We start from the raw sequence: 26,155 nt of genomic DNA, 5'->3' as shown, positions 1-26,155 counted from the left end.
CCCGCGCCGCTGGGTCATCGCCCGGTGCCGCCGTAGACGACGGCCTCGTCGCTCTCGGAGTCGAGCCCGAAGGCGGTGTGCACGGCGCGGACGGCCTCGGCGACGTCGTCCTTGCGGGTGACCACCGAGATGCGGATCTCGGAGGTCGAGATCAGCTCGATGTTCACGCCCGCGTCGGACAGCGCGGTGAAGAAGTCGGCGGTCACGCCCGGGTTGGTCTTCATACCCGCGCCGACCAGCGAGATCTTGCCGATCTGGTCGTCGTAGCGCAGGGAGTCGAAGCCGATACCGGAACGGTTCTTCTCCAGCGCGTCGATGGCCTTGCGGCCCTCGGCCTTGGGCAGCGTGAAGGAGATGTCCGTCAGCCCGGTGGAGGCGGCGGAGACGTTCTGCACGACCATGTCGATGTTGATCTCGGCGTCGGCGATCGTGCGGAAGATGGAGGCGGCCTCGCCCGGCTTGTCGGGGACGCCGACGACCGTGATCTTGGCCTCGGAGGTGTCGTGCGCGACACCGGAGATGATGGCCTGCTCCACCTGCTTGTCCCCTTGCTCGATCGGCTCGCTGCTGACCCAGGTGCCCTGCAGTCCGCTGAAGGACGAGCGCACGTGGATCGGGATGTTGTACCGCCGGGCGTACTCCACGCAGCGGTGGAGCAGCACCTTGGAGCCCGAGGCGGCGAGCTCCAGCATGTCCTCGAAGGAGATCCAGTCGATCTTCTTCGCCTTCTTCACCACCCGCGGGTCGGCGGTGAACACGCCGTCCACGTCGGTGTAGATCTCGCACACCTCGGCGTCGAGGGCGGCGGCGAGCGCCACGGCGGTGGTGTCGGAGCCGCCGCGCCCCAGCGTGGTGATGTCCTTCTTGTCCTGGCTGACGCCCTGGAAACCGGCGACGATGGCGATGTTGCCCTCGTCCAGCGCGGTCCGGATGCGGCCCGGCGTGACATCGATGATCCGGGCTTTGTTGTGGACCGAGTCGGTGATGACACCTGCCTGGCTGCCGGTGAACGACTGGGCCTTGTGCCCCAGGTTCTTGATCGCCATGGCCAGCAGGGCCATGGAGATCCGCTCTCCGGCGGTCAGCAGCATGTCGAGCTCGCGCCCGGCAGGCATCGGGGATACCTGCTCGGCGAGATCGATCAGCTCGTCCGTCGTGTCGCCCATCGCGGAAACGACGACGACAACATCGTTGCCGTTCTTCTTCGCTTCCACGATCCGCTTGGCGACGCGCTTGATGCCCTCGGCATCGGCTACGGAGGAGCCTCCGTACTTCTGCACGACAAGGCCCACGTGCGCTCCTCGCTCAGTCCGTGTGTATCGCACTTACGCATATGCGGGTGCGGTCGGCTCAGTCTATCGAGCGTCCGAAATCGCCCCTTCGCGATGTCGCATCGTGAGATGCCGGACGTCCGATCACCAGGACGGCTCATGCCCACGGGGCGGTACGTCACTCGGAACGTGGGCGGGGTCACAGGGCGACGGGGACATGCCGGACGTCCCCTGCGGCCCCGGCCGCGTGCGTCAGGACGCCCCGTGCAGTCCCAGCGGTCCCGCGATCTCCTGCGCCATCACCTGGCCGGCCTCGAACTCCAGGGTCTCGTCGCCCATGCCCTGGTCGGTGTCCAGGCCGTCCAGCTCGGCCAGCGGCTGGTTGAGGCGGACGTGGGCGACCAGCGACTGGAGGGCGCGCAGGGCCGCCGACGCGGTCCCGCCCCAGTTGGAGAAGTAGGAGAACTGCCACCACCACAGGGCCTCCGTGGTGCGGCCGGCGCGGTAGTGGACCATGCCGTGGCGCAGGTCGGCGACGACGTCGGCGAGGTCGTCGGAGATCCGGGCGGGCACCGGGGCGCGGCGCGGCTCGTAGGGGTCGAAGACCTCGGAGTAGACGTCGATCGGCTCCAGCAGCCGGGCGAGGTTCTCGCGGAGGATGTCCACGTCCTGCTCCGGGCCGGGATCGGGCTCGTAGCGCTCGTCGGGGACGATGTCCTCGTGCGCGCCGAGCCGGCCGCCGGCCAGCAGCAGCTGGGAGACCTCCAGCAGCAGGAAGGGCACCGCCGAGTCGGGCTCGTCGCCCTTGGCGACCTCCGTCACCGCGACCAGGAAGCTCTCGATCTGGTCGGCGATCTGGACCGCGAAGTCGTCCGGGTTCTGGCTCGTCGCGTGCAGCGTGGCGTCAGACATCTAGGAGTCGTCTCCCCTCGAAGGCGCGGCCGAGGGTCACCTCGTCCGCGTACTCCAGGTCGCCACCCACCGGGAGGCCGCTGGCCAGGCGGGTGACCTTCAGGCCCATGGGCTTGATCATGCGGGCGAGGTACGTCGCCGTGGCCTCGCCCTCCAGGTTCGGGTCCGTGGCCAGGATCAGCTCGGTGACCGTGCCGTCCGCGAGCCGCGCCAGCAGCTCGCGGATGCGCAGGTCGTCCGGGCCGACGCCCTCGATGGGGCTGATCGCGCCGCCGAGCACGTGGTAGCGGCCGCGGAACTCGCGGGTGCGCTCGATGGCGACGACGTCCTTGGGCTCCTCCACCACGCAGATGACGGACTGGTCGCGGCGGCTGTCGCGGCAGATGCCGCACAGCTCCTCCTGCGCGACGTTGCCGCAGACCGCGCAGAAGCGGACCTTCGCCTTGACCTCCATCAGGGCCTGGGCGAGGCGCCGCACGTCCGTCGGCTCCGCCTGGAGGATGTGGAAGGCGATCCGCTGCGCGCTCTTGGGACCGACGCCGGGCAGCCGCCCCAGCTCGTCGATGAGGTCCTGGACCACGCCTTCGTACACCGGGTCGCCGTCCTTCCTGCGTGTCGTCGTCGTTTCGTTTCGGTACTCGGTCCGTACGGTGCTCTCGTGCTCCGTACGGCGCCTTCGGGCCCCGTGCCGGTGCTTCGTGCTCCGTACGGTAGTGGCCCGCGGGCGGCCTAGAAAGGCAGCCCGGGGATGCCGCTGCCGCCGCCGAGGCCCTGGGCGAGCGGGCCGAGCTTCTGCTGCTGGAGGGTCTGGGCGTTCTCGTTGGCCGCCTGGACCGCGGCGACGATCAGGTCGGCGAGGGTCTCGGTGTCCTCGGGGTCGACCGCTTTCGGGTCGATCTTCAGGGCGCGCAGCTCGCCGGCGCCGGTGACGGTGGCCTTCACCAGGCCGCCGCCCGCCTGCCCGTCGACCTCCGTCTGCGCCAGTTCCTCCTGGGCCCGCGCCAGGTCCTGCTGCATCTTCTGGGCCTGCTGGAGCAGCTGCTGCATGTTGGGCTGGCCACCACCGGGAATCACGATCGGCTCCTGCTTTCGTACGGCGTCTGCGCGGGGGCCGTCCGGAGGATTCCCCGCTGGCACGAGCCTACGTGGTCCGGGCGGGCCCTGCCCCACCACTCTTTCGAGTGAGTTGTCCGTGCGTCCTCCCCCGCGCTCCGGCCCTCTTTGGGGCGGAAAAGGCGTCCTTCCCGGCCGATCGCCGTCCGGCGGACGGTAGGAAGGGGTCCGGCACGGCGGTGCGCGTCGTATCGGCGCGTGCCGGCGACACGGTCCGTGATCAGTAGGGAGTGCCGGGTGGGTCAGCCGGAGATGCAGCCCGAGCGTCCGCCTCGGGACGGGCGGGGGGAGGAGGCGGCCGGGCCGCGGCCGGGCGACCTGACCGGCCGGCCGTTCCCGCCGGGCGACTGGGGCGAGCCCGCGCAGCGGCTGGACGACCTGTACCGGTGGGTGGAGCGGGGCGCGCTCCAGACCGCGTCCTGGTACCTGTCCGAGCGGGTGTGGAAGCGGCGGGGCGCGCGGGCGCTGCGGGGCGGGGTGGCGGCGGGCGCGGTGGCCGGGGCGGCGCTGCCGCTGCTGGATGTGGCCGGGGTGCTGGCCGGCGCGGCGCGCTGGGGGTATCTGGCGCTGCTGGTGTCGGCGGCCTGTGTCGCGGCGGACCGCTACTTCGGGGTGACCTCGGGGTGGATGCGGGACGTGGCGACCGCGCAGGCGGTGCAGCGGCGGCTGCAGCTGCTCCAGTTCGACTGGGCCTCGGAGAACGTCCGGGAGGTCCTCGGCCCCACCGAGGGCACGGCCGGGGAGGCCGCCGAGCGGTGCCTCGGGGTGCTGCGGCGGTTCTCGGAGGACGTGACCGAGCTGGTGCGCACGGAGACGGCGGACTGGATGGTGGAGTTCCGGGTCGGCCCGGCGCCGATGGGCCTGCAGTCCTCGGTCGCGGGCGGCGGCCGGCCGGACCTGGGCGGCCCGCAGGGACGCCTCGCGCTGCCCCCGGCGGGCACCCGCCCGAACATGCCCCGGCAACGGCCCCCGGAGCCGCGGTGAGCCCCCTCACGCGCAGAGCTTCAGGCCCTCCGGGGTCCAGCACGGGACGTGGCCGTGGGTGCGGATCACGTCCTGTCCGTTGCCGCGGGTCAGATAGGTGAGGAAGCTGGAGGCCAGGGAGTCGGCGGGCGGGTTGCCGTAGGTGTAGGCGTACTCGATCTCCCGGTACGGGTACGCGCTCGTGCCGTGTTCGAGCGCGTCCACCGAGGCCGGCTCGCCGTCCAGGTCGAGGCGGTGGACGCCCTTCGCCTCCGCCGCCAGGTTCAGCTCGCTGTACCCGATCGCCCCCTTGGTCCTGGCGACCTGCGCCAGCACCTGGTCGGTGGAGTCGAGTTCGCAGCGCACCACGGGGGCCGAGACGTCGTCCTTGTGGACGCAGTCCACCGAGGAGGCGGCCGTCTCGGCCCGCCCGCCCAGCACCCGCCGCTGGAACACCTGCCGGGTGCCGGAGCCGGAGTCCCGGCCGACCAGGACGACCGGCAGATCGGGGCCGCCGAGCTGCCGCCAGTTGGCGACCTCGCCCCGGAAGAGCCGCCGTACGGCGTCCGTGGACAGGTTCCGCAGCGGGACGGCGTCGTTGACCACCAGGGCGAACACGGACACCGCCACGCGGTTCTCGCGCAGTTGGGGCAGGCCGCCCGGCTTGGGGCCGTCCGACAGGGCGACGACGGCCGGGGACCCCTTCCCCGCGCGGGCGCCGGCCGCGGCGAGGTCGCGGATGCCGGCCGCCGAGCCGTGCGGATCGACGGTGATCCGCGAGCCCTCGCAGTCGTGCTCGTACTTGTCCGCCGCCTCGCGCAGCACGGGCGCGAAGGCCGTCGAGCCGGTGAGGGTGAGCGTGCCCGTCTCGCAGCCCACGGGCGGCGGGTCGTCGTCGCGGACGACGACGATCGCGGCCAGCGTCACCACGCACACCGTCAGCATGATCGTGATCGTCCGGGCGGCCCGGCTGAACAGGGGCGGCTTGTCGTCGGGCGTGGCGCTGCGGTTGGGGTGCACCTCGCCGTCCCGCAGACCGCCGGTCAGCCGTATCCCGCGGCCCACGTCCCCGCCCGAGAGCAGGACCAGCAGCTTGAAGTGGTCGCCGCGGTTGAGCGGGACCCGCGGGATGCGCAGACGGTTGCCCTCGTAGCCGAAGCCCCGCTCGGCGGTGAAGTGGTCCATCAGATGGTCGGCGTCGGTCGGCTGGGTGACCGACACCCCGCGGATGGTGCGGTCGGCGAACACGGCGGTCAGACCGTGCGGTTCGGGCCCGGTGTAGTCCTCGCGGGTGATGCCCTGCGAGCCGTCGTTCTCGATGCGCAGCAGCACCAGCGTGGCGTCCGCCATGCCCGGGGTCTCGTCGAACAGGCCGAGCCGGCTGTTGGCCCGGCCCGAGCGCACGTCGTCGCCGATCGGGCTGTCCATCTGGACGCGGTAGCCGATGCGTTTGCGGCGCGGCACCCGCCGCTCGTACCAGAGCATCAGCCCGGACGCGGCGATGCCGAGCACCGCCGTCCCCACGGCCACCACGTTCTCCGCGCTCAGCCACTCCATCTGGGTGCCCCCGCCCCTCCGGTCCCCCCGGCCGCATCGTGTGGGTCACCGTACGTCTGCGCGGACGGTCCTTCCGGTGCTCCTGGGTGAAATCCCGGGGAAGTCCAACAGGCTTGTTCCTGAAGGGAACTGAGGGGGCGTCACCCCTTTGTGTAGGTCAGCTCGTCGCCGGTGGAGAGGTTGTCGCGGCGCAGGCTGCCGTCCGGGAGGAGGGTGACCTCGGTGGCCGCGCCCGGGCTGCAGGACGTGCTGTCCCGGCCGACCGTGACGGTGGACGGCCCGATCTCCAACGGACCGCTCCCGTCGGGCTCCTGGGTGAGCCGCGCCTCGAAGACGCAGTGGTAGGCGTCGCCGTCCTGGTTGGTGCCGTCGGCGACGAGCGTGAGCACGGTGTCGCCGACCCCGCCCTGGGTGATGGTGAGCCGGCGGGGGTTGGGGCCGTACTGGTTCTCGACGTTCCCGGTCCAGGTGCCGAGGTATCCGGACGGGATCACGCCGTCCGTCGGGGAGGGCGAGTCGGGCGACGAGGTCGCCGGGTCCGGACCGGAGCCGTTCGAGCCGTCGGAGTCGCCGGAGCCGTCGGAGCCGTCGGCGTCGTCCGTCGCGGACGCGGTGACGGTCGGCGAGGGCGGGGGGCCGGCCTTGTCGTCGCCGCCGCGCATCAGGGCGTACACGGAGCCGCCCGCGCCGAGCGCGACCACCACGGCCACGGCGATCAGCGCCGCCGTGGCCCGGCCGCCGCCCCGGCGCGGCGGCGCGTACGGCGGCGGGCCGTACGGCGGGGTCGAGCCGAGGCCGGCGTACGGGTGCTGCTGCGCCGCCGCGCCGGGCGGCCCGGCCCAGCCGCCGTACTGCTGCGGGTAGCCGTGTTCGCGGGGGTGGCCGTAGGCGGGCGGCGGCCCCGGCGGGGGCGTGTGTCCCGGAGGCGTGTGGCCTGGTGGGGGCGTGTGTCCCGAAGGTGCCTGTCCGGGTGGGGGCGTGTGGCCGGGCACCATGGTCGGCAGGTGGTTCACCGGCCGCCCGCCCCCGGTGCCGCCCGGTTGCCCCGGGGGCGGCGGGGTGGCTTCCACGGGGCTGTGCGAGGGCGCGGGCGGTACGGCCGGGGGCGCGGGGGCCACGGCCGTACCGGACGGACCCGTCGCCGGTGTCCCGGCGGGGGCGGACGGGGCGGCCGACGGGGCGGAGGCCGCCGGGCCGGGGCCGGTGGCGGACGGCTTCTTGACCAGGTCGGGGGCGTTCCCCGACGCCTCGGCGCCCACGCCCACGGCCGCGCCGTCGCTCGCGGCGCCGGACGCCGCCGGCCCCTCCGGCGTGACCTCATCCGCACCCGCGCCCGCCCGAGCCGCCCCCGCAGCAGCCGCCGCCTCCCCGTCCTCCGGGCTCTCCGTGTCCAGCAGCCGTACCGCGTGGCGGCCGAGCTGGGCGACCAGCGCGCTCGGCAGCCACGGGTCGCGGAAGCGGCCGTCGGCGACCGTGTCCTCCGCGCCGGTGCGCTGGATGATCGCCTCCAGCGAGGGCCGCGCCACCGGGTCCTTGCGCAAACAGTCGCGGACCAGGTCGGCGATGCCCTCGGGCAGCGCGGACAGGTCGGGCTCGTCCTCGGCGATGCGGTACATCAGCGCGTGCACCCCGCTGTCCGCGCCGCCGAAGGGCAGGGCGCCGGTCGCGGCGTAGGCGAGCACCGAGCCGAGGCAGAAGACGTCGCAGGCGGGCGTGACCCGGTCGCCGCGCACCTGCTCGGGAGCCATGAAGCCGGGCGAGCCGACCAGCGCGCCGGTGCGGGTGAGGCCGCCGTCCGTGACGGTCTCCAGGGCCCGCGCGATGCCGAAGTCGATGACGCGCGGGCCGTCGATGGTGACCAGCACGTTGGAGGGCTTGAGGTCGCGGTGGACCAGCCCGGCCGCGTGGATGTCCTGGAGCGCGCCCGCGAGTCCGGCCGCGAGGACGCGCACCGAGCGCTCGGGCAGCGCGCCGTGGTCGTGGCCGACGACGCGCTGGAGGCTGGGCCCCGCGACATAGCCGGTGGCCACCCACGGCACCTCGGCCTCGGTGTCCGCGTCCAGCACGGGCGCCGTCCAGTGGCCGCCGACGCGGCGGGCGGCCCGCACCTCCTGGCGGAACCGGGCCCGGAACTCCTCCTGCTGCGCCAGCTCCCGCCGCACCAGCTTCACGGCGACGGTCCGGCCCCGGTCCGAGCGCGCCAGGTACACCTGCCCCATCCCGCCGGCCCCGAGCCTCGCCAGCAGCCGGTACGCCCCGATCCGCTGCGGATCACCCGCCCCCAGAGTCTCCATGGCCGAAACGCCTCCCCCGATATCCCCCGAAACGCCCCTGTGCGACAGACCGAGAATAGTGCGGGGGGCCGGGGCGGCGGAGCGGCCCGGTGTCTACGGTTCCGTAACAGCGCGCACCGCGAGGCCGCCACGCGCCGACCGGGCGCCGCACCGGGCGGACGCCTCCCCACCCCCGACAAGATGTCGCTAAAACCCCGCGTCCGCAGACAGGACGCCCATGCCGGGCGCACCGCACCGCCGCCTACGCTCGCCGTATGACCCCTCAGCCCTCTCAGCCGCCCCAGCCGAACCCCTCAGCCGGTGCCGCCGTCAAGGCCGCCGACCGCGCGCACGTGTTCCACTCCTGGTCCGCGCAGGACCTGATCGACCCGCCGGCGGTGGCCGGCGCCGAAGGGTCGTACTTCTGGGACTACGACGGCCGGCGTTATCTGGACTTCGCCAGCGGGCTCGTCTTCACGAACATCGGCTACCAGCACCCCAAGGTCGTCGCGGCGATCCAGGAGCAGGCCGCGACCATGGCCACGTTCGCGCCGGCGTTCGCGATCGAGGCGCGGTCGGAGGCGGCGCGGCTGATCGCCGAGCGCACGCCGGGCGACCTGGACAAGATCTTCTTCACCAACGGCGGCGCCGACGCCGTCGAGCACGCGGTGCGGATGGCCCGGCTGCACACCGGGCGGCCCAAGGTGCTCTCCGCGTACCGCTCGTACCACGGCGGCACGCAGCAGGCCGTGAACATCACCGGCGACCCGCGCCGCTGGGCCTCCGACAGCGGCTCGGCCGGGGTCGTGCACTTCTGGGCGCCCTACCTGTACCGCTCGCGCTTCTACGCGGAGACCGAGGAGCAGGAGTGCGCGCGGGCGCTGGAGCACCTGGAGACGACGATCGCCTTCGAGGGGCCCTCGACCGTCGCCGCGATCATCCTGGAGACGATCCCGGGCACGGCGGGGATCATGGTGCCGCCGCCGGGCTATCTCGCCGGGGTGCGGGAGCTGTGCGACAAGTACGGGATCGTGTTCGTCCTGGACGAGGTGATGGCCGGGTTCGGGCGGACCGGCGAGTGGTTCGCCGCCGACCTGTCCGGCGTGGTGCCGGACCTGATGACGTTCGCCAAGGGCGTGAACTCCGGGTACGTGCCGCTCGGCGGTGTGGCGATCTCGGGCGCGATCGCCGAGACGTTCGGCAAGCGCCCCTACCCGGGCGGGCTGACCTACTCCGGGCACCCGCTGGCGTGCGCCGCCGCGGTGGCGACGATCGGCGTCATGGCCGAGGAGGGCGTCGTGGAGAACGCCGCCCGGCTCGGCGCCGAGGTGGTGGAGCCGGGGCTGCGGGCGCTGGCCGAGCGGCACCCGAGCGTCGGCGAGGTGCGCGGCGTCGGCATGTTCTGGGCGCTGGAGCTGGTGAGGAACCGCGAGACCCGCGAGCCGCTGGTCCCCTACAACGCGGGCGGCGAGGCGAACGCGCCGATGGCGGCCTTCGCCGCCGCCGCGAAGGCGCACGGCCTGTGGCCCTTCGTGAACATGAACCGCACCCATGTCGTCCCGCCGTGCAACGTCACCGAGGCCGAGCTGAAGGAGGGCCTGGCGGCCCTGGACGCGGCACTGTCGGTGGCCGACGAGCACACTGTGTGACACGCCGATCGCACAAAAACCCGAACGCGTAAGGTGGCGTGCTCGTAGAGACAGATGTACGAGCACGCCACCCGCGCGCGTAAGGGAGACGCTCCGACCATGCCCGGCATCAGCGGCCCAGGCGCCGTGACGCGCAGCACCCTGCGCCAGCAGATCGCGGACGCGCTGCGGGACGAGGTGCTGGCCGGGCGGCTCCAGCCGGGCCAGGAGTTCACGGTCAAGGAGATCGCCGAGCAGTACGGGGTCTCCGCGACGCCGGTGCGCGAGGCCCTGGTCGACCTGTCCGCGCAGGGGCTGCTGGAGGCCGACCAGCACCGCGGTTTCAGGGTGCACGAGTACTCGCCGGCCGACTTCGTGGAGATGATCGAGGCGCGCGGGCTGGTCGTGGACGGCATGTTCCGCAGCCTGGTCGAACGGTTCGAGGACACCAGCCTGAGCGAGCGGTTCGAGGACTTGGCGGCGGAAGGCTCCGGCACGGCGGGGGCCCCGGCGACCACCACACCGCCGGGCGCCGCCCGGAAAACCACCGCCCCGACGGCCGCCGCCCCGGCGAACGCCGCCCGGCCGGCCGCCGCCCCGGAAGCCGGCGCGGCCCCCGCCGCCCCCGCGCTCCCCCGTACCGTCCCGCCCCGGCTGCGCCCCCCGCTGGACCCGCGGACGGCGGCGAAGCTCGCGGGGGTGCGGCGGCGCGGCGAGGAGGCGCAGCGCGCGGCCAGCGCGGGCGACCTGACCGTGCTGATCGGCTACGACCTGCGCTTCTGGCGGGAGTTGAGCGCCCTGTTCGGCAACGCCTACCTCGCCGACTTCCTGCACCGGCTCCGCGTGCGGTGCTGGGTGTGCGCGGTGCAGCAGCTGCGCCGCCTGGACGATCTGCGCGGACTGCTGTGGTCCGGGCACACCGAACTCGTGGACGCCCTGGCGCGAGGCGACATACCGGCGGCGCGTGCGCTCGTCGCCGCCCACCACGCGCACTCGCTGTCCCTGGTCGGCCGATCGGCCGGCGCGTGAGCGGCGCCGCCGCCGGAGCGGCCACCGCCGACGGGACCGCGCCCGGCGACGGGACCGTCGGCCTGTCGGTCGTCATCCCCGCCTACAACGAGGAGGACCGCCTCGGTCCCTCCCTCGACGCCGTCACCGCCTATCTGCGCGCGCACGAGGACCGCTTCGGCCCGTGGGAGGTCGTCGTCGCCGACGACGGCTCCACCGACGGCACCGCCGCCCTCGTCACCGCCCGCCGGGACCCGCGCGTCCGGCTGGTCGCCGGGGAACGCAACCGCGGCAAGGGCCACGCGCTGCGCCAGGGCGTGGCCGCCAGCCGGGGCCGGCGCGTGCTGCTGACCGACGCCGACCTCGCCGCCCCCATCGAGGAGCTGGAGCGGCTGGACGAGGCGATCGGCGGGCGCGGCGCCGCCGCGATCGGCTCCCGCTCGGTGCCCGGCGCGGCGATAGGGCACCACCAGCACCGGGCGCGCGAACTGCTCGGCCAGGCCGGGAACCTGCTGATCCGCCGGATCGCGGTGCCCGGGATACGGGACACCCAGTGCGGTTTCAAGCTGTTCGACGGCGAGCGGGCCCGCGCGGCCTTCGCCGCCGCCCGGCTCAACGGCTGGGGCATCGACGTGGAGGTGCTGCGCCACTTCCACCGGGCCGGCTGGCCGGTCGCCGAGGTGCCGGTGCGCTGGTCGCACCAGCCCGGCTCCAAGGTCGGCCCCCTCGCCTACGGCCGGGTCCTGGCCGAACTCGTCCTGCTGCGGGCGCGTTCCGTGCGGGGCGCCGACGTGCTCGCCGCGATCCTGTTCCTGCTGATGTCGGTGGCCCTCTACTCGGGCCGCCTGTTCGACCCGGCGCACCGCTATCTGCCCGACTCGATGCAGGACCAGAACCAGTGGGAGTGGTTCTTCGCCGTCACCGCCGACAACGTCGCCCATCTGCGCAACCCGTTCTTCACCGACCTCCAGAACTTCCCCGACGGCGTGAACCTGATGGCCAACACGGCCATGCTGGGGCTGTCCGTGCCGTTCACCCCGCTCACGCTGGCGTTCGGGCCCGCCGTCTCGCTGAGCGTGTGCATGGCGGTGGGGCTGGCCGCGACGGCCGCCGCCTGGTACTGGCTGATCGTCCGGCGGGTGACGGCGCACCGGGGCGCGGCCGTCGTCGGCGCGGCGCTGGCCGCGTTCGCCCCGCCGATGGTCAGCCACGCCAACGCGCACCCGAACTTCGTGGTCCTGTTCATGATCCCGCTGATCATCGACCGGGCGCTCCGGCTGTGTACGGGCGCCCGGGTGCGGCGCGACGGGATCGTGCTCGGGCTGATGACGGCGTACCAGGTCTTCCTGGGCGAGGAGCCGCTGCTGCTGGCCGCGCTCGGCATGACGCTGTTCGCCGCCTCGTACGGGGCGGCGCGCCCGGACGTGGCGCGGGCGGCCTGGCGACCACTGCTGACGGGACTGCTGTACGCGGTCGCGGTCTGCCTGCCGCTCGTCGCCTATCCGCTGGCCTGGCAGTTCACGGGCCCGCAGAGCTACGGCAGCGTCCTGCACGGCGACGACTCCGGCAACAGCCCGCTGGCGCTGGTCTCCTTCGCCGAGCGCTCCCTGATGTGGGGCGACGAGCGGCGCGCGAACGCGCTCGCCGCGAACCCCACCGAGCAGAACGCCTTCTACGGCTGGCCGCTGGTCCTCGTCGCCTTCGCGATCACCGTACGGCTGTGGCGGCGGCCCCTGGTCAAGGCGCTGGCGGTGACGGCGGTCGGAGCCGCGCTGCTGTCGCTGGGGCCGAAGGTCCGGCTGCCGATGACCGACACGGTCTACCCGGGGCCCTGGGCCCTGTTCGCCCACCTGCCGCTGTTCGAGTCGGTCATCGAGAGCCGGGTGGCGATGATCTGCGCGCCCGCGCTCGGCATGCTCCTCGCGCTCGCCCTCGCCCGGCTGTCGGCCACGACCCGGATCGGCCCGCTGTACGGCGGGCTGCTCGCGGTGAGCCTCGCCCTGCTGCCGCTGGTCCCGGCCCCGCTGAAGGCGGTCGACCGGGCGCCGGTGCCGGCGTTCCTCACCGAGGGCATGTGGAAGCCGTACGTCCACGACGGCGAGTCGCTGGTGCCGGTGCCGCTGCCCGACCCGGGCGCGGCGGAGGCGCTGCACTGGCAGACGGCGGCCCGCCTCGGCTTCAAGCTGCCCGGCGGCTACTTCAACGGCCCCTACGGGCCCGACCGCGTCGGCATCTACGGCGCCGTCCCCCGGTGGACCTCCACCATGCTGCGGGACGTGCGCTACTCCGGGGTGGTCCCGCCGATCGACGCGGACCGGCGGCGGCAGGCGCGGGAGGACTTCGCGTACTGGCACGCGGGCGCCCTGGTGCTGGCCCCGCAGCCCCACGACGACCGGCTGCGCCGGGTCGTCACCCAGCTGGTGGGGCACGAGGGGAAGTGGACCGGCGGGGTGTGGGTATGGGACCTGCACGAGGGGCGCTGAGGGAACCGGCACCGACTACGCTCTACACTCCCCCGGCGACCGCTCCCGACCGCTGCCGAACCCGCGCGAACCCGCGACCCGACTGCACCCACTCCGCTATGCGAGGAGACCTCCTTGGCCTGTGACCTGTGGCTGGTACCGCTCGTCGACGTGTTGTGCCACACGCCCGACAACCCGTTCGCCGAGGAACTGGCGCAGTACAACAAGGTGCTGGCGGAGAACGGGCTGCCGCCGGTGCCGGTCTACCAGTACATGCCGGGCCTGTCCGGGGACGTCGCGCCGGTGGCCGGCTTCGACTACGACGCGCTGCACTTCCTGCGCCGCGCCCACCTCCTCCAGCTGTGCGGTCTCCCGCTCGCCCCGGTGGACGAACTGGGCGGCGACTACGAGCAGTTGCTGGAGATGTTCGAGTCGACGGCACAGCAGTCGCATCTGGTCTGGCACTACGACCACGCGGGCGCCTACGTCCCGCTGGACTTCCCGCACCCGCTGTCCAACGAGGAACTCCTCGCGGGCGGCGGCCCGTTGGGCTCCTCGCAGGGGCTGCTGCGGGAGCTGGAGCAGGTCGCCCCGGCGCTCGGCATCGACCCGGCCAACCCGCCCGCTCCCCCGGCCCCGCCGACGGCCCCCACGGAGCTGGAGCAGCCGGCCGCCCCGGCCCCCTACGACCCGAGCCCCTTCGCCCGCGAACGCCACGTCTGGCTCGGCCTGCACGCGGCGGCGACGCGGAGCCTGGCGCAGGGGTCGATGATCGTCTTCAGCTGACGGCGCTCCGGCCGCCCCGGGCAGGGGCGCGGACGCGTGTGTGCGTGCGGCGGGGCGCCGGCCCGGACACGGGCGGCACAGCCCCGGACACGGGCGATACACCCCCGAACAAGAGCAATACGACAGGGCGCCCGGCACGGAGTCCGTGCCGGGCGCCCTGTCGGCGCGTGCCCTACGGGCGCGCGGGCCGGGTCACAGGAACGAGTTGATCTCGATCGTCTCGTCGCGGCCCGGGCCGACGCCGATCGCGGAGATCGGGGCGCCGGACATCTCCTCCAGCGCCTTGACGTAGCCCTGCGCGTTCTTCGGGAGGTCGGCGAAGGTCTTGGCCTTCGTGATGTCCTCCTGCCAGCCCGGGAGGTACTCGTAGACCGGCTTGGCGTGGTGGAAGTCGGTCTGCGAGTAGGGCAGCTCCTCCACCCGGCGGCCGTCGATCTCGTAGGCGACGCAGACCGGGATCTGCTCCCAGCCGGTGAGGACGTCCAGCTTGGTGAGGAAGAAGTCCGTCAGGCCGTTCACGCGGGTGGCGTAGCGGGCGATCACCGCGTCGAACCAGCCGCAGCGGCGGTCGCGGCCGGTGGTCACGCCCCGCTCGCCGCCGATCCGGCGCAGCGCCTCGCCGTCCTCGTCCAGCAGCTCGGTCGGGAACGGGCCCGAGCCGACGCGGGTCGTGTACGCCTTGAGGATGCCGATGACCCGGCTGATCTTCGTCGGTCCCACGCCCGCGCCGGTGCAGGCGCCGCCCGCGGTCGGGTTGGACGAGGTCACGAACGGATACGTGCCGTGGTCGATGTCCAGCAGCGTGCCCTGGCCGCCCTCGAAGAGGACCACCTTGTCGTCGTCCAGCGCCTGGTTGAGGACCAGCACGGTGTCGGCGACGTACGGCTTGATCTGCTCGGCGTAGCCCAGCAGCTCCTCGACCACCTGGCCGGCGGCGATCGCGCGGCGGTTGTAGAGCTTGGTGAGGATCTGGTTCTTGGCGTCGAGCGCCGCCTCGACCTTCTGGGTCAGGATCGACTCGTCGTACAGGTCCTGGACCCGGATGCCGACGCGGTTGATCTTGTCCGCGTAGGTCGGGCCGATGCCGCGACCGGTGGTGCCGATCTTCCGCTTGCCGAGGAAGCGTTCCGTCACCTTGTCGACCGTGACGTTGTACGGCGTGATGATGTGAGCGTTTCCGCTGATCAGGAGCTTCGACGTGTCGACGCCGCGCTCGTTCAGACCGCTCAGCTCGGAGAGCAGGACCGACGGGTCCACGACGACGCCGTTGCCGATGACGGGCGTACATCCGGGAGAGAGGATTCCGGAAGGGAGGAGGTGCAGTGCATACTTCTGGTCGCCGACGACGACCGTGTGGCCGGCGTTGTTGCCGCCCTGATAACGCACTACATAGTCCACTGAGCCGCCGAGCAGGTCGGTGGCCTTTCCCTTGCCTTCGTCACCCCACTGAGCACCGAGCAGCACAAGTGCGGGCACGCGCGTACACCCCTTCCGGGCGGGGCATGTCCAAGGTCAGGGGCGTACGCGGGTTCACCGCCGCGTGCACCGCGCGACCGTCGTCGGCCGCACAACCGTCGGACCGGATGCCCCGGAATAGACGAAGCCCCTGGCGCAATAGCGCAAGGGGCTCTTGCACAAAGATGCTACCCGAGGAAGCGAGGCAGGACCGAGGTGGCGACATATCCGACGTCCGGACAGCTGCTGGTGGTCATCGACCCGGTCGCCCGGCGGACGGACGGGGAGTCCGTGCGGATCGCGAAAGACGTGCTCGGCGCGGGCGCGGCGGTGAAGGTGTGCCTGCCCGAGGACCCGGAGGAGTTCGCCCGCGCGCTGGCCCGGCGCGGGTCGCGGCGGCCGGTGGTGATCGGGGACGACCGGGCGCTGCTGCGGGCGGTGACCGTGCTGCACCGGCGCCGGGAGCTGGCCGGCTGCGCGCTGTCCGCGGTGCCGGTCGGCGGCGCGGTCTCCCTGGCCCGTTCGCTCGGCGTGCCCGACAGTCCGGTGGCGGCCGCCCGTGCGGTCCTGGACGGCGCGGAGCGCCGCCTCGACCTGCTGGTCGACGACAGCGACGGGGTGGTGCTGGGGGCGCTGCGGATCCCGCCGCTGGTCGCGCGGGACGTGGCGGCGGGGGCGACGGCGGCCGGGCCGGGTCCTGGACCGGGTACGGGTCCGGGACGCGACTGGCTGCGCACCTGCCAGTCGCTCGTCCGGACCCTGGTGGCCCGCCCGGCCCGGCCGGCCGCCGACACCGGGCCGGCCGCGCCCGCGCGGCTGCGGGTGGAGGTGGACGGGGTGACGGTGGTGGACCTGGACCAGCCGGTGGAGGCGGTCTCGGTCGCGCCGGGCGACTCGGGCCGGGCCGAGGTGGAGGTACGGCCCCTGTCGGGCCCCGGCGCGGAGGCCTCCCCGCTGCTGGCCCGGGGCCGCACGGTCACCGTCTCCGGCGCGGACTTCCACTACCGCGCCGACGCGACGGTCTCGGGGCCGGTCCGCACCCGCACCTGGCGCGTCCGCGAGGCGGCCTGGGGGCTGGTGGTCCCGGTGGACGGGGCGGGGCGCGCGGCGGGGAAGGCGGCGGGCTGAGCCGCCCACTCGTGCCGGGGCGGGCGACGTGGCCGCCCCGGGAGCGGCACGAGGGCGTCAGCCGAAGAGTTCTGTTCGGCGGGTGCGCCAGCGTTCCATCATCGAGGCCAGTTCGCCGTCGATGAACTCGAAGAAGGCCAGCGTCTCGGCCAGGCGGCGGCCCGCCGGGGTGTCGGCGCCCAGACCCTCGACGCCGTCCCGCAGCGCCCGCTCCCAGCGCTTGATCACCGCGTCGCGGTTGGTCAGCGCCTCGTACCACTGGTCGCTGTGCACGCGGTAGCGCTCGCGCCGCGAGCCGGGTTCGCGCTCGCGGGAGACCATGTGCTGCTGAGCGAGGTAGCGCACCGCGCCGGAGACCGCCGCCGGGCTGACCTGGAGCTGTTCGCCCAGCTCGGCCGAGGTGAGCGAACCGGAGTCCGAGGACAGCAGCGCGGCGAAGACCCGGGCCGGCATCCGCTGCATGCCCGCCTCCACCAGCTGCGCCGCGAAGCCCTCCACGAACTGCGACACCGCCTCGGCGTCCCGTCCCGCCGTGCCCGCTTCCGTCATCGTTCCGCCCGTCTCCCGCTTCCGGGGTCCCCGTACCCACGCTGTCCCGCCCCCGCTGCCGCCGTCCAGTCTAGTCGGCGCTTCATACGCTTCCTTAACTTCACAAATTTCTGAAAGAAGCGTACGTTCCGGAGCATGACGAAGGCACACCCCGCCATCGAGGTCTCCGGACTGCACAAGTCCTTCGGCCGCACCCACGCGCTCGACGGCCTCGACCTGGACGTACGGACCGGCGAGGTCCACGGCTTCCTCGGCCCCAACGGCTCCGGGAAGTCCACCACCATCCGGGTCCTGCTCGGCCTGCTGCGCGCCGACTCCGGCACCGCCCGCGTCCTCGGCCGCGACCCGTGGGCCGACGCGGTCGAGGCGCACCGCCGCATCGCCTACGTCCCCGGCGACGTCACCCTGTGGCGCAACCTCTCCGGCGGCGAGGTCATCGACCTGTACGGCAGGCTGCGCGGCGGCCTGGACCCGCGGCGCCGGGCCGAGCTGATCGAGCGCTTCGAGCTGGACCCCACCAAAAAGGGCCGCACCTACTCCAAGGGCAACCGGCAGAAGGTCGCCCTGGTCGCCGCCTTCGCCTCGGACGTGGACCTGCTGATCCTGGACGAACCGACCTCGGGGCTCGACCCGCTGATGGAGGAGGTCTTCCAGCGGTGCGTGGCCGAGGAACGGGACCGGGGCCGTACCGTCCTGCTCTCCTCCCACATCCTCAGCGAGGTCGAACAGCTCTGCGACCGGGTGAGCATCATCCGCAAGGGCCGCACCGTCGAGAGCGGTTCCCTGGCCGAGCTGCGCCACCTCACCCGCACCAGCGTCACCGCCGAACTCTCCGGTCCGCCGAGCGGGCTGGCCGAGCTGCCCGGCGTCCACGGCCTGACCGTGCACGACCACCGGGTCCGCCTCCAGGTGGACACGGACCGGCTGGACGGGGTGCTGCGCGCCCTGACCGCGTCCGGCGTCCGCTCCCTCACCTCCACCCCGCCGACCCTCGAGGAACTCTTCCTGCGCCACTACTCCGATCCGGAGCAGGAGACCACCGGCCCGGAGCTGAAGGCCACCGGCCCGGAGCGGGAGACCACCGGCCCGGAGCGGAAGGCCACCGACCCGGCGCGGGAGACCAGCGGCCCGGCGCGGGAGACCAGCGGCCCGGCGACCACCGGGGCCGCGCAGGAGACCACCGGGGCGCGGCCCGCCGACTCGACGCCGGCCCCCGAGGCGCAGGCCGCCGACTCGACGGAGGCCGCGCGATGACCGGGACCGCCGCAGGCACCGGCCCGGCCGCAGGCCCCGGCCCGGACACCGGTACCGGACGGGAAACCGACGCCGGCCCGGACACCGGTACCGGCCCGGACACCGGCGCCGGCCCGGGCGGCGCCCCGGGCGCGAGCGGCCGTACCGCCGCCGCACCGCGCACCGGCGGCCGTCGCCACCTCGCCGGCACCCCCGCCCTACTGAGGTTCGCCCTGCGCCGCGACCGCGTGCTGATCCCGGTCTGGGTCGCGGTGAACGCCCTGATGGTCCTCTCCATGCCCGGCACCCTGAAGAGCCTCTACGGCACCCCCGCCGAGCGCGCCTCGCTCCTGGACCAGATGGCCGCGAACACCTCGCTGCGCGCCCTGGTGGGCCCGGTCTTCGGCGACTCGCTGGGCGCGCTGACCGCCTGGCGGGTCGGCGTGTACGCGGGCGCGCTGGCCGCCGTCACCAGCCTGCTCGTCGTCGTCCGGCACACCCGGGACGAGGAGGAGAGCGGACGGCAGGAACTCGTCTCGTCGGCGGCGGTGGGCCGCCGGGCGCCGCTCACGGCGGCCCTGCTGGCGGCGGCGGTCGCCAGCGCCGCCCTGGCCCTGCTGGTCACCGCCGGTCTGGCGGGGCGGGGCGCGGCCGGCGCGGCGGCGTTCGGGCTCGGCCTCGCGGGCGTGGGCCTGGTCTTCGCCACGGCCGCGGCGATCGCCGCGCAGCTGACGCAGAGCGCGCGGGCGGCCCGGGGGCTGACGGCGGCGGTGCTCGGCGCGGCGTTCGTGCTGCGCGCGGCGGGCGACGCGGCCGACGACCGCTCCTCGGTGCTGACCTGGCTGTCCCCGCTGGGCTGGCTGGAGTATCTGCGCCCGTTCGCCGCCGAACGCTGGTGGGTGCTGCTGCTGTTCGCCGGGGCGACGGCCGTGCAGGCCGCGGTCGCCTACCGGCTGGCCGGCCGCCGGGACCTCGGCATGGGCTTCCTGCCCACCCGGCCAGGACCGGCCGAGGGCCGCCTCGGCACCGCGGGCGCGCTGGCGTGGCGGCTGCAGCGCGGCGCCCTGTACGGCTGGAGCGCCGCCTTCCTCGCCGCCGGGATCGTCTTCGGCCGGATGACGGAGGGCGCCGCGCAGGCGGTCGGCGACAACGAGCGGACCCGGGAGATCTTCCAGCGGATGGGCGGCCAGTCGGGTCTGACGGACGCCTTCCTGGCCGCGATGACCGGCCTGCTCGGCCTGGTCGCCGCGCTGTACGTGGTGTCGTCGGTGCTGCGGCTGAGCGGCGAGGAGTCCTCGGGCCGCGCCGAACCGGTGCTGGCGGGCGCGGTGGGCCGGCTGCGCTGGGCCGCCGGGCACCTGGCCGTGGCGTTCGGCGGCTCGGCCCTGATCATGCTGCTGGCCGGGGTGGGCTTCGCGATCGGCTACGGCCGTCAGGCCGGCCCGGTGCTGGGCGCCTGTCTGGTGCAGGTGACGGCCGTGTGGGTGATCGGCGGCATCGCCGTCCTGCTGCACGGGCTGCTGCCGAGGGGCGCGGTCGCGGCGTGGGGCGTGGCGGGGGCGGCGCTGCTCATCGGCTGGATCGGCCCCGCGCTGAACGCCCCGCGCCCGGTCCTGGACCTCTCGCCGTTCGGCCATCTGCCCAAGCTGCCGGGCGCGGACGTGGACTGGACGACCCTGGGCGTCCTGCTGGGCCTCGCGGCGGTGCTGGTCGGCGCGGGCCTTGCGGCACTGCGCCGCCGGGACATGGCAGGCTGACGGTCAGTCGGCGTACTGCTCCAGCTCGCTGATGTCGAGTTCGAAGCCCAGCGGTTCGGGCAGCGGCAGAGTGCCGTGGAAGCTCCTCCGTGCGGTGCTCGCGTAGCCCCTTTCGGCCTGGGGCTCGCTGAACAGCGTGACCGAGCGGCCGGCACGGTCGATCAGCAGATAGCACGGGATGCCCGCGGCCCCGTACGCCACGGGCTTCTCCTGCCGGTCGCGCCGGTCGGTGCCGGAGTCGTACGACGTGACCTCCAGCACGAGGAGGACGCCCTCGGCCGGGGCCCACTCACCGTGTCCGGCGAAGTGCGCGGCGGGCACGAGCACTCCGTCCGGGCGGGCCCGCCCCTTGCGGTCCTTCTCCACTTCCAGCCCCTGTCCCTGGTACAGGTCCAGCTCGGGCCGCGCCCGCATGCACTGCCGCATCAGCCACATGACGATGGTGTCGCGGTCGCCGTCCGGCGCCCGCTTGACCCCGATCCGCCCGTCGATGAACTCGAACCTGACGGCGTCGTCGGTGTCCTCGGCCGCGAACGCGGCGATCCTCTCGAACTCCTCGACCGACATCTGGGGCGCGTGCGAGGTGCGCTTCGCCGCCGCCGTCATGGCGCCTCCTCTCGTAGGCGCGCACCAGCTTGTCGGGTGAGGTGGCGGACAGGGGGCCGATCGCGTACGGATCAGCCGATCAGGTGATCACCGGACCGTCACCGCCAGCCCCTCCAGCCCCCGGATCACGAAGTTCGGCTTCCGTTCCGGCTCGGCGGCCAGGGTGAGGGCCGGTGCGCGGTCGAGCAGGGCCGTCATCGAGGCGGCGAGTTCGATGCGGGCCAGCGGGGCGCCGATGCAGTAGTGGATGCCCGCGCTGAAGGAGATGTGCGGGTTGTCGCGGCGGGCGAGGTCCAGCCGGTCGGGGGCGGCGAAGACCTCCGGGTCGTGGTTGGCGGAGCCGAACAGCATGGCGATCTCCGCGCCCCTCGGGATCGTGGTGCCGTCGATCTCGATGTCGTCCAGCACCCAGCGCTCGAAGAGCTGGAGCGGGGTGTCGTAGCGCATCAGCTCCTCGACGGCCGTCGGGACAAGCGCGTGGTCGGCGCGCAGGGCGGCCAGCTGGTCCGGGTTGCGGAACAGCGCCCACCAGCCGTTGACGGTGGCGTTCACGGTGGCCTCGTGGCCGGCGTTCAGCAGCAGCGCCGCCGTGGAGATCATCTCCTGTTCGGTGAGCCGGTCGCCCTCGTCGTGCGCCGCGATCAAACCGGAGATCAGGTCCTCGCCGGGGTTCTCGCGGCGAGCCGCGATCAGTTCGCGCAGATACTCGGAGAACTCCACCGAGGCCCGTACCGCCCGCGCCGCCGTCTCCTCGGACGGGTTCAGCTCGTACATCCCGCAGATCGCCGCCGACCAGGGGCGCAGCAGCGGCCGGTCCGCCTCGGGGATGCCCAGCATCTCGGCGATCACCGCCACCGGCAGCGGTTCGGCGACGTCCGCGAGCAGATCGCCGCCGCCCGCCTCGACGAGGGCGCCCACCAATCGGCCGGCCAGCTCGTGCACGTACGGCTTCAGCCGCTCCACCGTGCGCGGGGTGAACGCCTTGGACACCAGGCGCCGGATGCGGGTGTGGTCCGGCGGCTCCAGGTCGAGCATCCCGTGGTCGTTGAGGACGTGGAACGGCTCGTGCGCGGGCGGCGGCGGGGTGCGGCCGAACTCCGCGTGCGTGAACCGGTGCCGATAGGTCCGCCCCAGCCGCCGGTCGCGCAGCAGCGCGGCCACGTCCGCGTGGCGCGGGACCAGCCACTGGTCGGTGGGCTCGTAGCGGAGCACCCGGCCACGGGCGCGCAGCTCGGCGTAGGCGGGGTAGGGATCGGCGACGAACGCCGGGTCCCAGGGGGCGAAGGGGAGATCGGATGCGGCCGTCATGGACGGACGATAGGGCACGTGCGGTCCTCGGCCGGGAGCCGGCCCGTGATCAGGTAGTCGTCGGCGACCTCGTCCGCACAGGATCGCGCACCGTAGACGCCGTGGCCCTCGCCCCCCGCGACGGTGATCATCCGCGAGCCGTGCAGGGCCCGGTGCATGCTCCGGGCGGCTGACAGGGGCGTCTGCGGGTCCCACTCGTTCTGGAGTATGAGCGCCTCGGCGTCGTTGTCCACCTCGGTCGCGGCCTCGCTGCCGGGCTTCCAGAAGGCGCACGGTTTGACGGTGGAGGCGAAATCGCCGTACAGCGGGTACCGGGCCTTGTCGCGGACGGCGTCGCGCCGGTACTGCTCGGGGTCGCGCGGCCACGCGGCGGCGGTGTCGCCGCACATGACCGCCCACAGGCCCGCGATCGTGTTCTCCGGGGGCAGCTCGGGGTAGGGCGCCGGTGCGGCCGGCTCGGTGGCCTCGGCGGCCTTCTTCAGCCCGGCGACCCAGTCGGCGGCCTTCCGCTCCTGGAAGAAGATGTCGCGGGCGGAGCGGATGTCGTCGCCGGTGAGGGTCCCCCCGTCGGTGACGACGGGTGTGCGGTCGGCCCGGGCGACGATGTCCCAGAAGGTCGCGCGGACCTCGGCCGGGGTCGTGCCGAGCCGGTACGTCGTGTGCCGCCGGGCGGTCCACCGGCTCCATCTCACGAAAGCCGGCTCGGTCCCCTGCGCCATCTCCTGGAAGGTGCCCCGTCCGTACCGCACCGGGTCGACCGCGCTGTCCAGCACGAACCGGTCGGCCCGCCGGGGGAACATCTGCAGGTAGACGGCGCCGAGATAGGTGCCGTACGAACCCCCGTAGTAGGAGATCTTCCGCTCGCCGAGGGCGGCGCGCAGGACGTCCATGTCGCGTGCGGTGTCGCGGGTGGTGATGTGCCGGAGCTTCCTCCCCGCCGCGGCCTCGCACTTGGCGGCCACCGTGCGCGCCCACCGCACGTCGTTCGCGAAGGTCTCGGCGTGGTACGGGCGGTCGAAGTTCAACTCGTCGGGAGACAGACCGCAGCTGAGGGGAGAGCTCTGCCCGATGCCCCTCGGGTCGAACCCGACGAGGTCGTAGCGCCTTTTCACCTCGCGGGGGAGGAACGCCTCCAGGGCGACCGGGAGGTCCAGGCCCGGCGCGCCGGGGCCGCCGGGATTGAACAGCAGCACGCCACGGCGGTCCTCGGCGCTGCCCGCTCTCAACCGGTCCACTGCGATGGTGAGTTGCTCGCCGCCGGGGTCGCCGTAGTCCAGCGGCACCTTGAGGGTCGCGCACTGGAAGGCGGCGGGCGCCGTCTTCGCGTCGCAGGGCCGCCAGTCGAGCTTCTGCTGCGTGTACCGCCGCAGGGGGTCCGGGGCGGCGGCCCCGGATGCCGCGACGGCCGTCGTGGGTGTCAGCGTCATCAGGGAGGCCACTACGGCGCCGACGGCCGTGAGGGAGGCCCTGCGTGTGGTGCGCACGGTGATGCTCGTCCTTGTCGGTGAGGGGTGGCGGGGAGTCGGAGGGCGCCTCAGCCGCATCTCAGCTCCCGGCGAGGTGCTGCCGGACGCACTGCGCGTACTGCTGGAGGCTGTCGGGCCGGTAGCACTCCTGCGTCCTGTTCGCGTACCAGGCCAGGAGAACGGCGGACAGCACGGACAGCGCGATCGCGAAGAGCGACGTCACCACGCCGGTCACGGCCCTGCCCCGGCCCGCGCCGGTCCGCCCGGCCGTCTTCAGGGCCGCGACCCCCAGGGCCACGCCGAGGACGCCGAGCAGTCCCCCGACGAGGAGCACCGAGGTGAACAGGCCGGTGACACCCACCGCCAGGGCCGCCGTGGCCAGGCCGTCCCGGGCGGCCGGAAGCCGCATGCCGCCCACCGGGCGTCCGGGCGGCGCCGCCGTCCTCCCCGCCGGAGCGGTCCCGGCCGTCGTCGTGTACCGCGGCGCCGCCGCCGTCGTTCGCGTCTTCATCCGTCGTCCTCCCGTGTCGACTTGGCAGGGCACGATCATGGGAGCGGAGGGTGCGGGCGCACATCGCGCGAAGGCGGGAAAAAGCCCTCCCCCGATCGAGGGAGGGCCGCCGCGCGCCGAGCGGCCATACTTGCCGGCTATGACCAGGGCAATCCGGCCGTTCCCGCGCGGCTCCACGTATTCGGGCGTGCTGTTCGCCTTCCTCGGTGCGACGGCGAGCGCTCCGCTGCTGCCGCTCGCCGTGGTCCCGGCGCTGGCGTGGCGTTCCGCTCCGTACGGAGTGCGGGCCGTGCTGGCCCTGTCGGTCTGGGCGGCGCTGATCGCCGCGGTCGGCCTCGTCCCCGCCACCCGGCGGGTGCTGGTCGCGTCCGCCCGCCGCCTGTTGAAGGTGCGGTTGCCGGACCCCGTGCCCGTACGCAAGCGCGTGGGCTCGCCCGGAGACGGCCCGACTCCCGCCGCGCCGGCCGCCGCGGTGCCGTCCGGCGCCGGCCGCTGGCGGACGCCTCTGTGGCTGCTGCTGCATGTGGCGGTGGGCTGGACGGGGACGCTGGCGGGCGGCGTGCTGTTCCTCACCGGCCTGGCCCTGCCGGAGCACTGGCTCGGCGGCGACCCGGAGATCGTCCTGCTCGACTGGACGCTGCGGCCGGAGCGCGGCCCGCAGAGCTGGGCGGCGGCGATCGTCTGTGTGCTGCTGGCGGCCCTCGTGTGCGGGGCGATGACGAGCGCTCTGCGGTGGCTGGCGCCACGGCTGTTGGGGCCGTCGCCGGCCGAACGGCTCGCGCTGGCGGCCGAACGGGAGCAGCGGCTCGCCGAACGCAACCGGCTGGCGCACGAGTTGCACGACTCGATCGGTCATACGCTGACGGCGGCCACGATCCAGGCGGCGGTGGCGAGCGAGGTGCTCGCCACCGACCCGGCCTCGGCCCGCGCCGCGCTCCACGGCATCGAGGAGTCGGCCCGGGCCGCGCTGGAGGACCTGGACTATGTACTGGGCGTGCTGCGCGAGGAGCAGGCGGAGACGGCGCCGGCCCGGACCCTGGCGGATCTGCCCGAACTGATGGACCGGCTGCGGCACACGGGCGCGGTGATCGAGCCGGAGCTGACGGGTGACCTGGCACAGGTGCGGGGAACGCTGTCCCGGGCGGCCTACCGGATCGTGCAGGAGGGGCTGACGAACGCGCTGCGGCACGGGGCGGGCGGCCCGATCCAGGTCGGGGTGGCGGCGACGCCGGACGGGCTGCGGCTCAGTGTGGTCAACCGGACCGGGCGGGAGAAGAGCACGGGCACAGGTGCGGGCCGCGGCGTCTTTCCGACCTCCGGGCACGGTCTGCCCGGCCTCGCCGAGCGCGTACGGCTGCTGCACGGCGAGTTGGAGGCGGGTCCCCACGGCGCCGAGCACTGGCGGCTGGTGGTCCGCCTGCCGCTGCGGGTGCCGGCATGACCGGCCCGGACCCGGTCGTCGCCGCCACGACCGACACCGCCACCACCCCTCCCGCCGCCTCCACGGTCACTCTCCTGATCGCGGACGACGACGAGGTGACCCGCAGCGGTCTGCGCACCCTGCTCGCGGCGCAGCCGCGGATCACGGTGGTCGGGGAGGCCGCCGACGGGGAGGAGGCGGTCGAACGGGCCCGGCTGCTGCGGCCGGACGTGGTCCTGATGGATGTGCGGATGCCGCGCCGCAACGGCATCGAAGCCACCCGGCGACTCCTCGCCGAGTGCGCCGACCCGCCGAAGGTCGTGGTGATCACCACCTTCGAGAACGACGACTACGTCACCGCCGCGCTCAGCGCGGGAGCCAGCGGGTTCGTGCTCAAGCGGCGTCCGGTCCGGCAGATCGCGGAGGCGGTGCGGATCGTGGCTGCGGGGGAGACGATCCTCTTCCCGGCGGCCCTGCGCCAGATGGTCACCGCCCGCCCCCTGAGCTGCGCCGAGGCGCTGCCGAAGGCGGCACTGACGGAGCGCGAGGAGGCGGTACTGCGGCTGATGGCCACCGGCCAGTCCAACCCCGAGATCGCCCGGGCGCTCACGGTGAGCCTGGAGACCGTGAAGACACACGTCGGGAACGTGCTGAGCAAGCTCGGTGCGCAGAACCGGACCCATGCGGTGGTGATCGCTTACGAATCCGGTCTGGTGATGCCCGGATTCAACGGCTGACGCCGCGGGGCC

The 26,155-nt window shown here is 73.8% G+C and carries 22 protein-coding genes; 10 read left to right on the top strand and 12 right to left on the bottom strand.

From position 1 onward, the window contains the following. Positions 1–14: 14 nt before the first annotated feature. The 4 genes from K7787_RS22280 to K7787_RS22265 form a co-directional block, all read right to left on the bottom strand. Positions 15–1,292, bottom strand: a complete 1,278-nt coding sequence (locus tag K7787_RS22280; RefSeq protein ID WP_009189795.1) for an aspartate kinase — start codon at positions 1,290–1,292, stop codon at positions 15–17. 231 nt (positions 1,293–1,523) lie between these two features. Further along, positions 1,524–2,183: a DUF5063 domain-containing protein gene (locus K7787_RS22275; RefSeq protein WP_009189794.1), complete on the bottom strand. Its 660-nt coding sequence runs from the start codon at positions 2,181–2,183 to the stop codon at positions 1,524–1,526. Continuing rightward, on the bottom strand, positions 2,176–2,775 hold the full coding sequence (gene recR, locus K7787_RS22270; RefSeq protein ID WP_009189793.1) for a recombination mediator RecR: 600 nt from the start codon (positions 2,773–2,775) through the stop codon (positions 2,176–2,178). The genes K7787_RS22275 and recR overlap by 8 nt, the downstream gene beginning before the upstream one ends. Positions 2,776–2,912: 137 nt before the next feature. Further along, positions 2,913–3,257: a YbaB/EbfC family nucleoid-associated protein gene (locus tag K7787_RS22265; protein ID WP_009189792.1), complete on the bottom strand. Its 345-nt coding sequence runs from the start codon at positions 3,255–3,257 to the stop codon at positions 2,913–2,915. 276 nt (positions 3,258–3,533) lie between these two features. Here K7787_RS22265 and K7787_RS22260 point away from each other — a divergent pair, with 276 nt between their 5' ends. Then, positions 3,534–4,280: an SLATT domain-containing protein gene (locus tag K7787_RS22260; protein WP_223002683.1), complete on the top strand. Its 747-nt coding sequence runs from the start codon at positions 3,534–3,536 to the stop codon at positions 4,278–4,280. A gap of 6 nt (positions 4,281–4,286) precedes the next feature. On the opposite strand, the gene K7787_RS22255 is transcribed toward K7787_RS22260, so the two are convergent. Beyond that, on the bottom strand, positions 4,287–5,816 hold the full coding sequence (locus K7787_RS22255; protein ID WP_223002682.1) for a substrate-binding domain-containing protein: 1,530 nt from the start codon (positions 5,814–5,816) through the stop codon (positions 4,287–4,289). 140 nt (positions 5,817–5,956) lie between these two features. Continuing rightward, positions 5,957–8,110 (bottom strand): serine/threonine-protein kinase, encoded by a 2,154-nt coding sequence (locus tag K7787_RS22250; RefSeq protein WP_223002681.1) that lies wholly within the window; start codon positions 8,108–8,110, stop codon positions 5,957–5,959. A 254-nt stretch (positions 8,111–8,364) separates the two neighbouring features. Between K7787_RS22250 and K7787_RS22245 the strand changes: the two genes are divergently transcribed. From K7787_RS22245 to K7787_RS22230, 4 genes are all read left to right on the top strand, one after another. Continuing rightward, positions 8,365–9,738 carry an aspartate aminotransferase family protein gene (locus K7787_RS22245; protein WP_223002680.1) on the top strand — a complete coding sequence of 458 codons (1,374 nt, stop codon included), beginning with the start codon at positions 8,365–8,367 and terminating at the stop codon, positions 9,736–9,738. 99 nt (positions 9,739–9,837) lie between these two features. Further along, positions 9,838–10,746 carry a GntR family transcriptional regulator gene (locus K7787_RS22240; protein ID WP_223002679.1) on the top strand — a complete coding sequence of 303 codons (909 nt, stop codon included), beginning with the start codon at positions 9,838–9,840 and terminating at the stop codon, positions 10,744–10,746. Next, positions 10,743–13,208: a dolichyl-phosphate beta-glucosyltransferase gene (locus tag K7787_RS22235; protein ID WP_223002678.1), complete on the top strand. Its 2,466-nt coding sequence runs from the start codon at positions 10,743–10,745 to the stop codon at positions 13,206–13,208. Before K7787_RS22240 ends, K7787_RS22235 begins: the two co-directional genes overlap by 4 nt. 114 nt (positions 13,209–13,322) lie before the next feature. Next, positions 13,323–13,973 carry a putative DNA-mimic protein gene (locus K7787_RS22230; RefSeq protein WP_019983360.1) on the top strand — a complete coding sequence of 217 codons (651 nt, stop codon included), beginning with the start codon at positions 13,323–13,325 and terminating at the stop codon, positions 13,971–13,973. A gap of 192 nt (positions 13,974–14,165) precedes the next feature. Here the strand turns inward: K7787_RS22230 and K7787_RS22225 are convergent, their stop codons facing one another. Further along, positions 14,166–15,449: an adenylosuccinate synthase gene (locus tag K7787_RS22225; protein ID WP_164391506.1), complete on the bottom strand. Its 1,284-nt coding sequence runs from the start codon at positions 15,447–15,449 to the stop codon at positions 14,166–14,168. A gap of 195 nt (positions 15,450–15,644) precedes the next feature. Between K7787_RS22225 and K7787_RS22220 the strand changes: the two genes are divergently transcribed. Next, a complete protein-coding gene (locus K7787_RS22220) occupies positions 15,645–16,556 on the top strand; it encodes a diacylglycerol kinase family protein (protein ID WP_223002677.1) in 912 nt (303 codons plus the stop codon). 57 nt (positions 16,557–16,613) lie between these two features. Here the strand turns inward: K7787_RS22220 and K7787_RS22215 are convergent, their stop codons facing one another. Beyond that, complete coding sequence (locus tag K7787_RS22215) at positions 16,614–17,105, bottom strand: GbsR/MarR family transcriptional regulator (protein WP_043261100.1); 492 nt, start codon at positions 17,103–17,105, stop codon at positions 16,614–16,616. Between the two features lie 135 nt (positions 17,106–17,240). On the opposite strand from K7787_RS22215, the gene K7787_RS22210 reads away from it, so the two are divergent. Further along, on the top strand, positions 17,241–18,359 hold the full coding sequence (locus K7787_RS22210; RefSeq protein ID WP_223002676.1) for an ABC transporter ATP-binding protein: 1,119 nt from the start codon (positions 17,241–17,243) through the stop codon (positions 18,357–18,359). Then, positions 18,356–20,095 carry an ABC transporter permease gene (locus K7787_RS22205; RefSeq protein WP_223002675.1) on the top strand — a complete coding sequence of 580 codons (1,740 nt, stop codon included), beginning with the start codon at positions 18,356–18,358 and terminating at the stop codon, positions 20,093–20,095. Before K7787_RS22210 ends, K7787_RS22205 begins: the two co-directional genes overlap by 4 nt. A gap of 3 nt (positions 20,096–20,098) precedes the next feature. Here the strand turns inward: K7787_RS22205 and K7787_RS22200 are convergent, their stop codons facing one another. The 4 genes from K7787_RS22200 to K7787_RS22185 form a co-directional block, all read right to left on the bottom strand. Then, positions 20,099–20,701, bottom strand: a complete 603-nt coding sequence (locus tag K7787_RS22200) for a Uma2 family endonuclease (protein WP_223002674.1) — start codon at positions 20,699–20,701, stop codon at positions 20,099–20,101. Between the two features lie 87 nt (positions 20,702–20,788). Further along, entirely contained in the window at positions 20,789–22,009 is a 1,221-nt protein-coding gene (locus K7787_RS22195) for a cytochrome P450 (protein ID WP_223002673.1), read from the bottom strand. Beyond that, on the bottom strand, positions 22,006–23,553 hold the full coding sequence (locus tag K7787_RS22190; protein WP_223002672.1) for an alpha/beta hydrolase: 1,548 nt from the start codon (positions 23,551–23,553) through the stop codon (positions 22,006–22,008). The genes K7787_RS22195 and K7787_RS22190 overlap by 4 nt, the downstream gene beginning before the upstream one ends. Before the next feature lies 1 nt (position 23,554). Continuing rightward, entirely contained in the window at positions 23,555–23,986 is a 432-nt protein-coding gene (locus K7787_RS22185; protein ID WP_247721165.1) for a DUF4190 domain-containing protein, read from the bottom strand. Between the two features lie 139 nt (positions 23,987–24,125). Here K7787_RS22185 and K7787_RS22180 point away from each other — a divergent pair, with 139 nt between their 5' ends. Next, on the top strand, positions 24,126–25,427 hold the full coding sequence (locus K7787_RS22180) for a sensor histidine kinase (RefSeq protein ID WP_223002671.1): 1,302 nt from the start codon (positions 24,126–24,128) through the stop codon (positions 25,425–25,427). Further along, entirely contained in the window at positions 25,424–26,143 is a 720-nt protein-coding gene (locus tag K7787_RS22175; protein WP_247721164.1) for a response regulator transcription factor, read from the top strand. Before K7787_RS22180 ends, K7787_RS22175 begins: the two co-directional genes overlap by 4 nt. Positions 26,144–26,155: the final 12 nt, after the last annotated feature.

Source organism: Streptomyces sennicomposti (assembly GCF_019890635.1).
Taxonomy (GTDB): domain Bacteria; phylum Actinomycetota; class Actinomycetes; order Streptomycetales; family Streptomycetaceae; genus Streptomyces; species Streptomyces sennicomposti.
The sequence above is the reverse complement of the archived record's forward strand: the minus strand, read 5'-3'. Positions and strand labels throughout refer to the sequence as shown.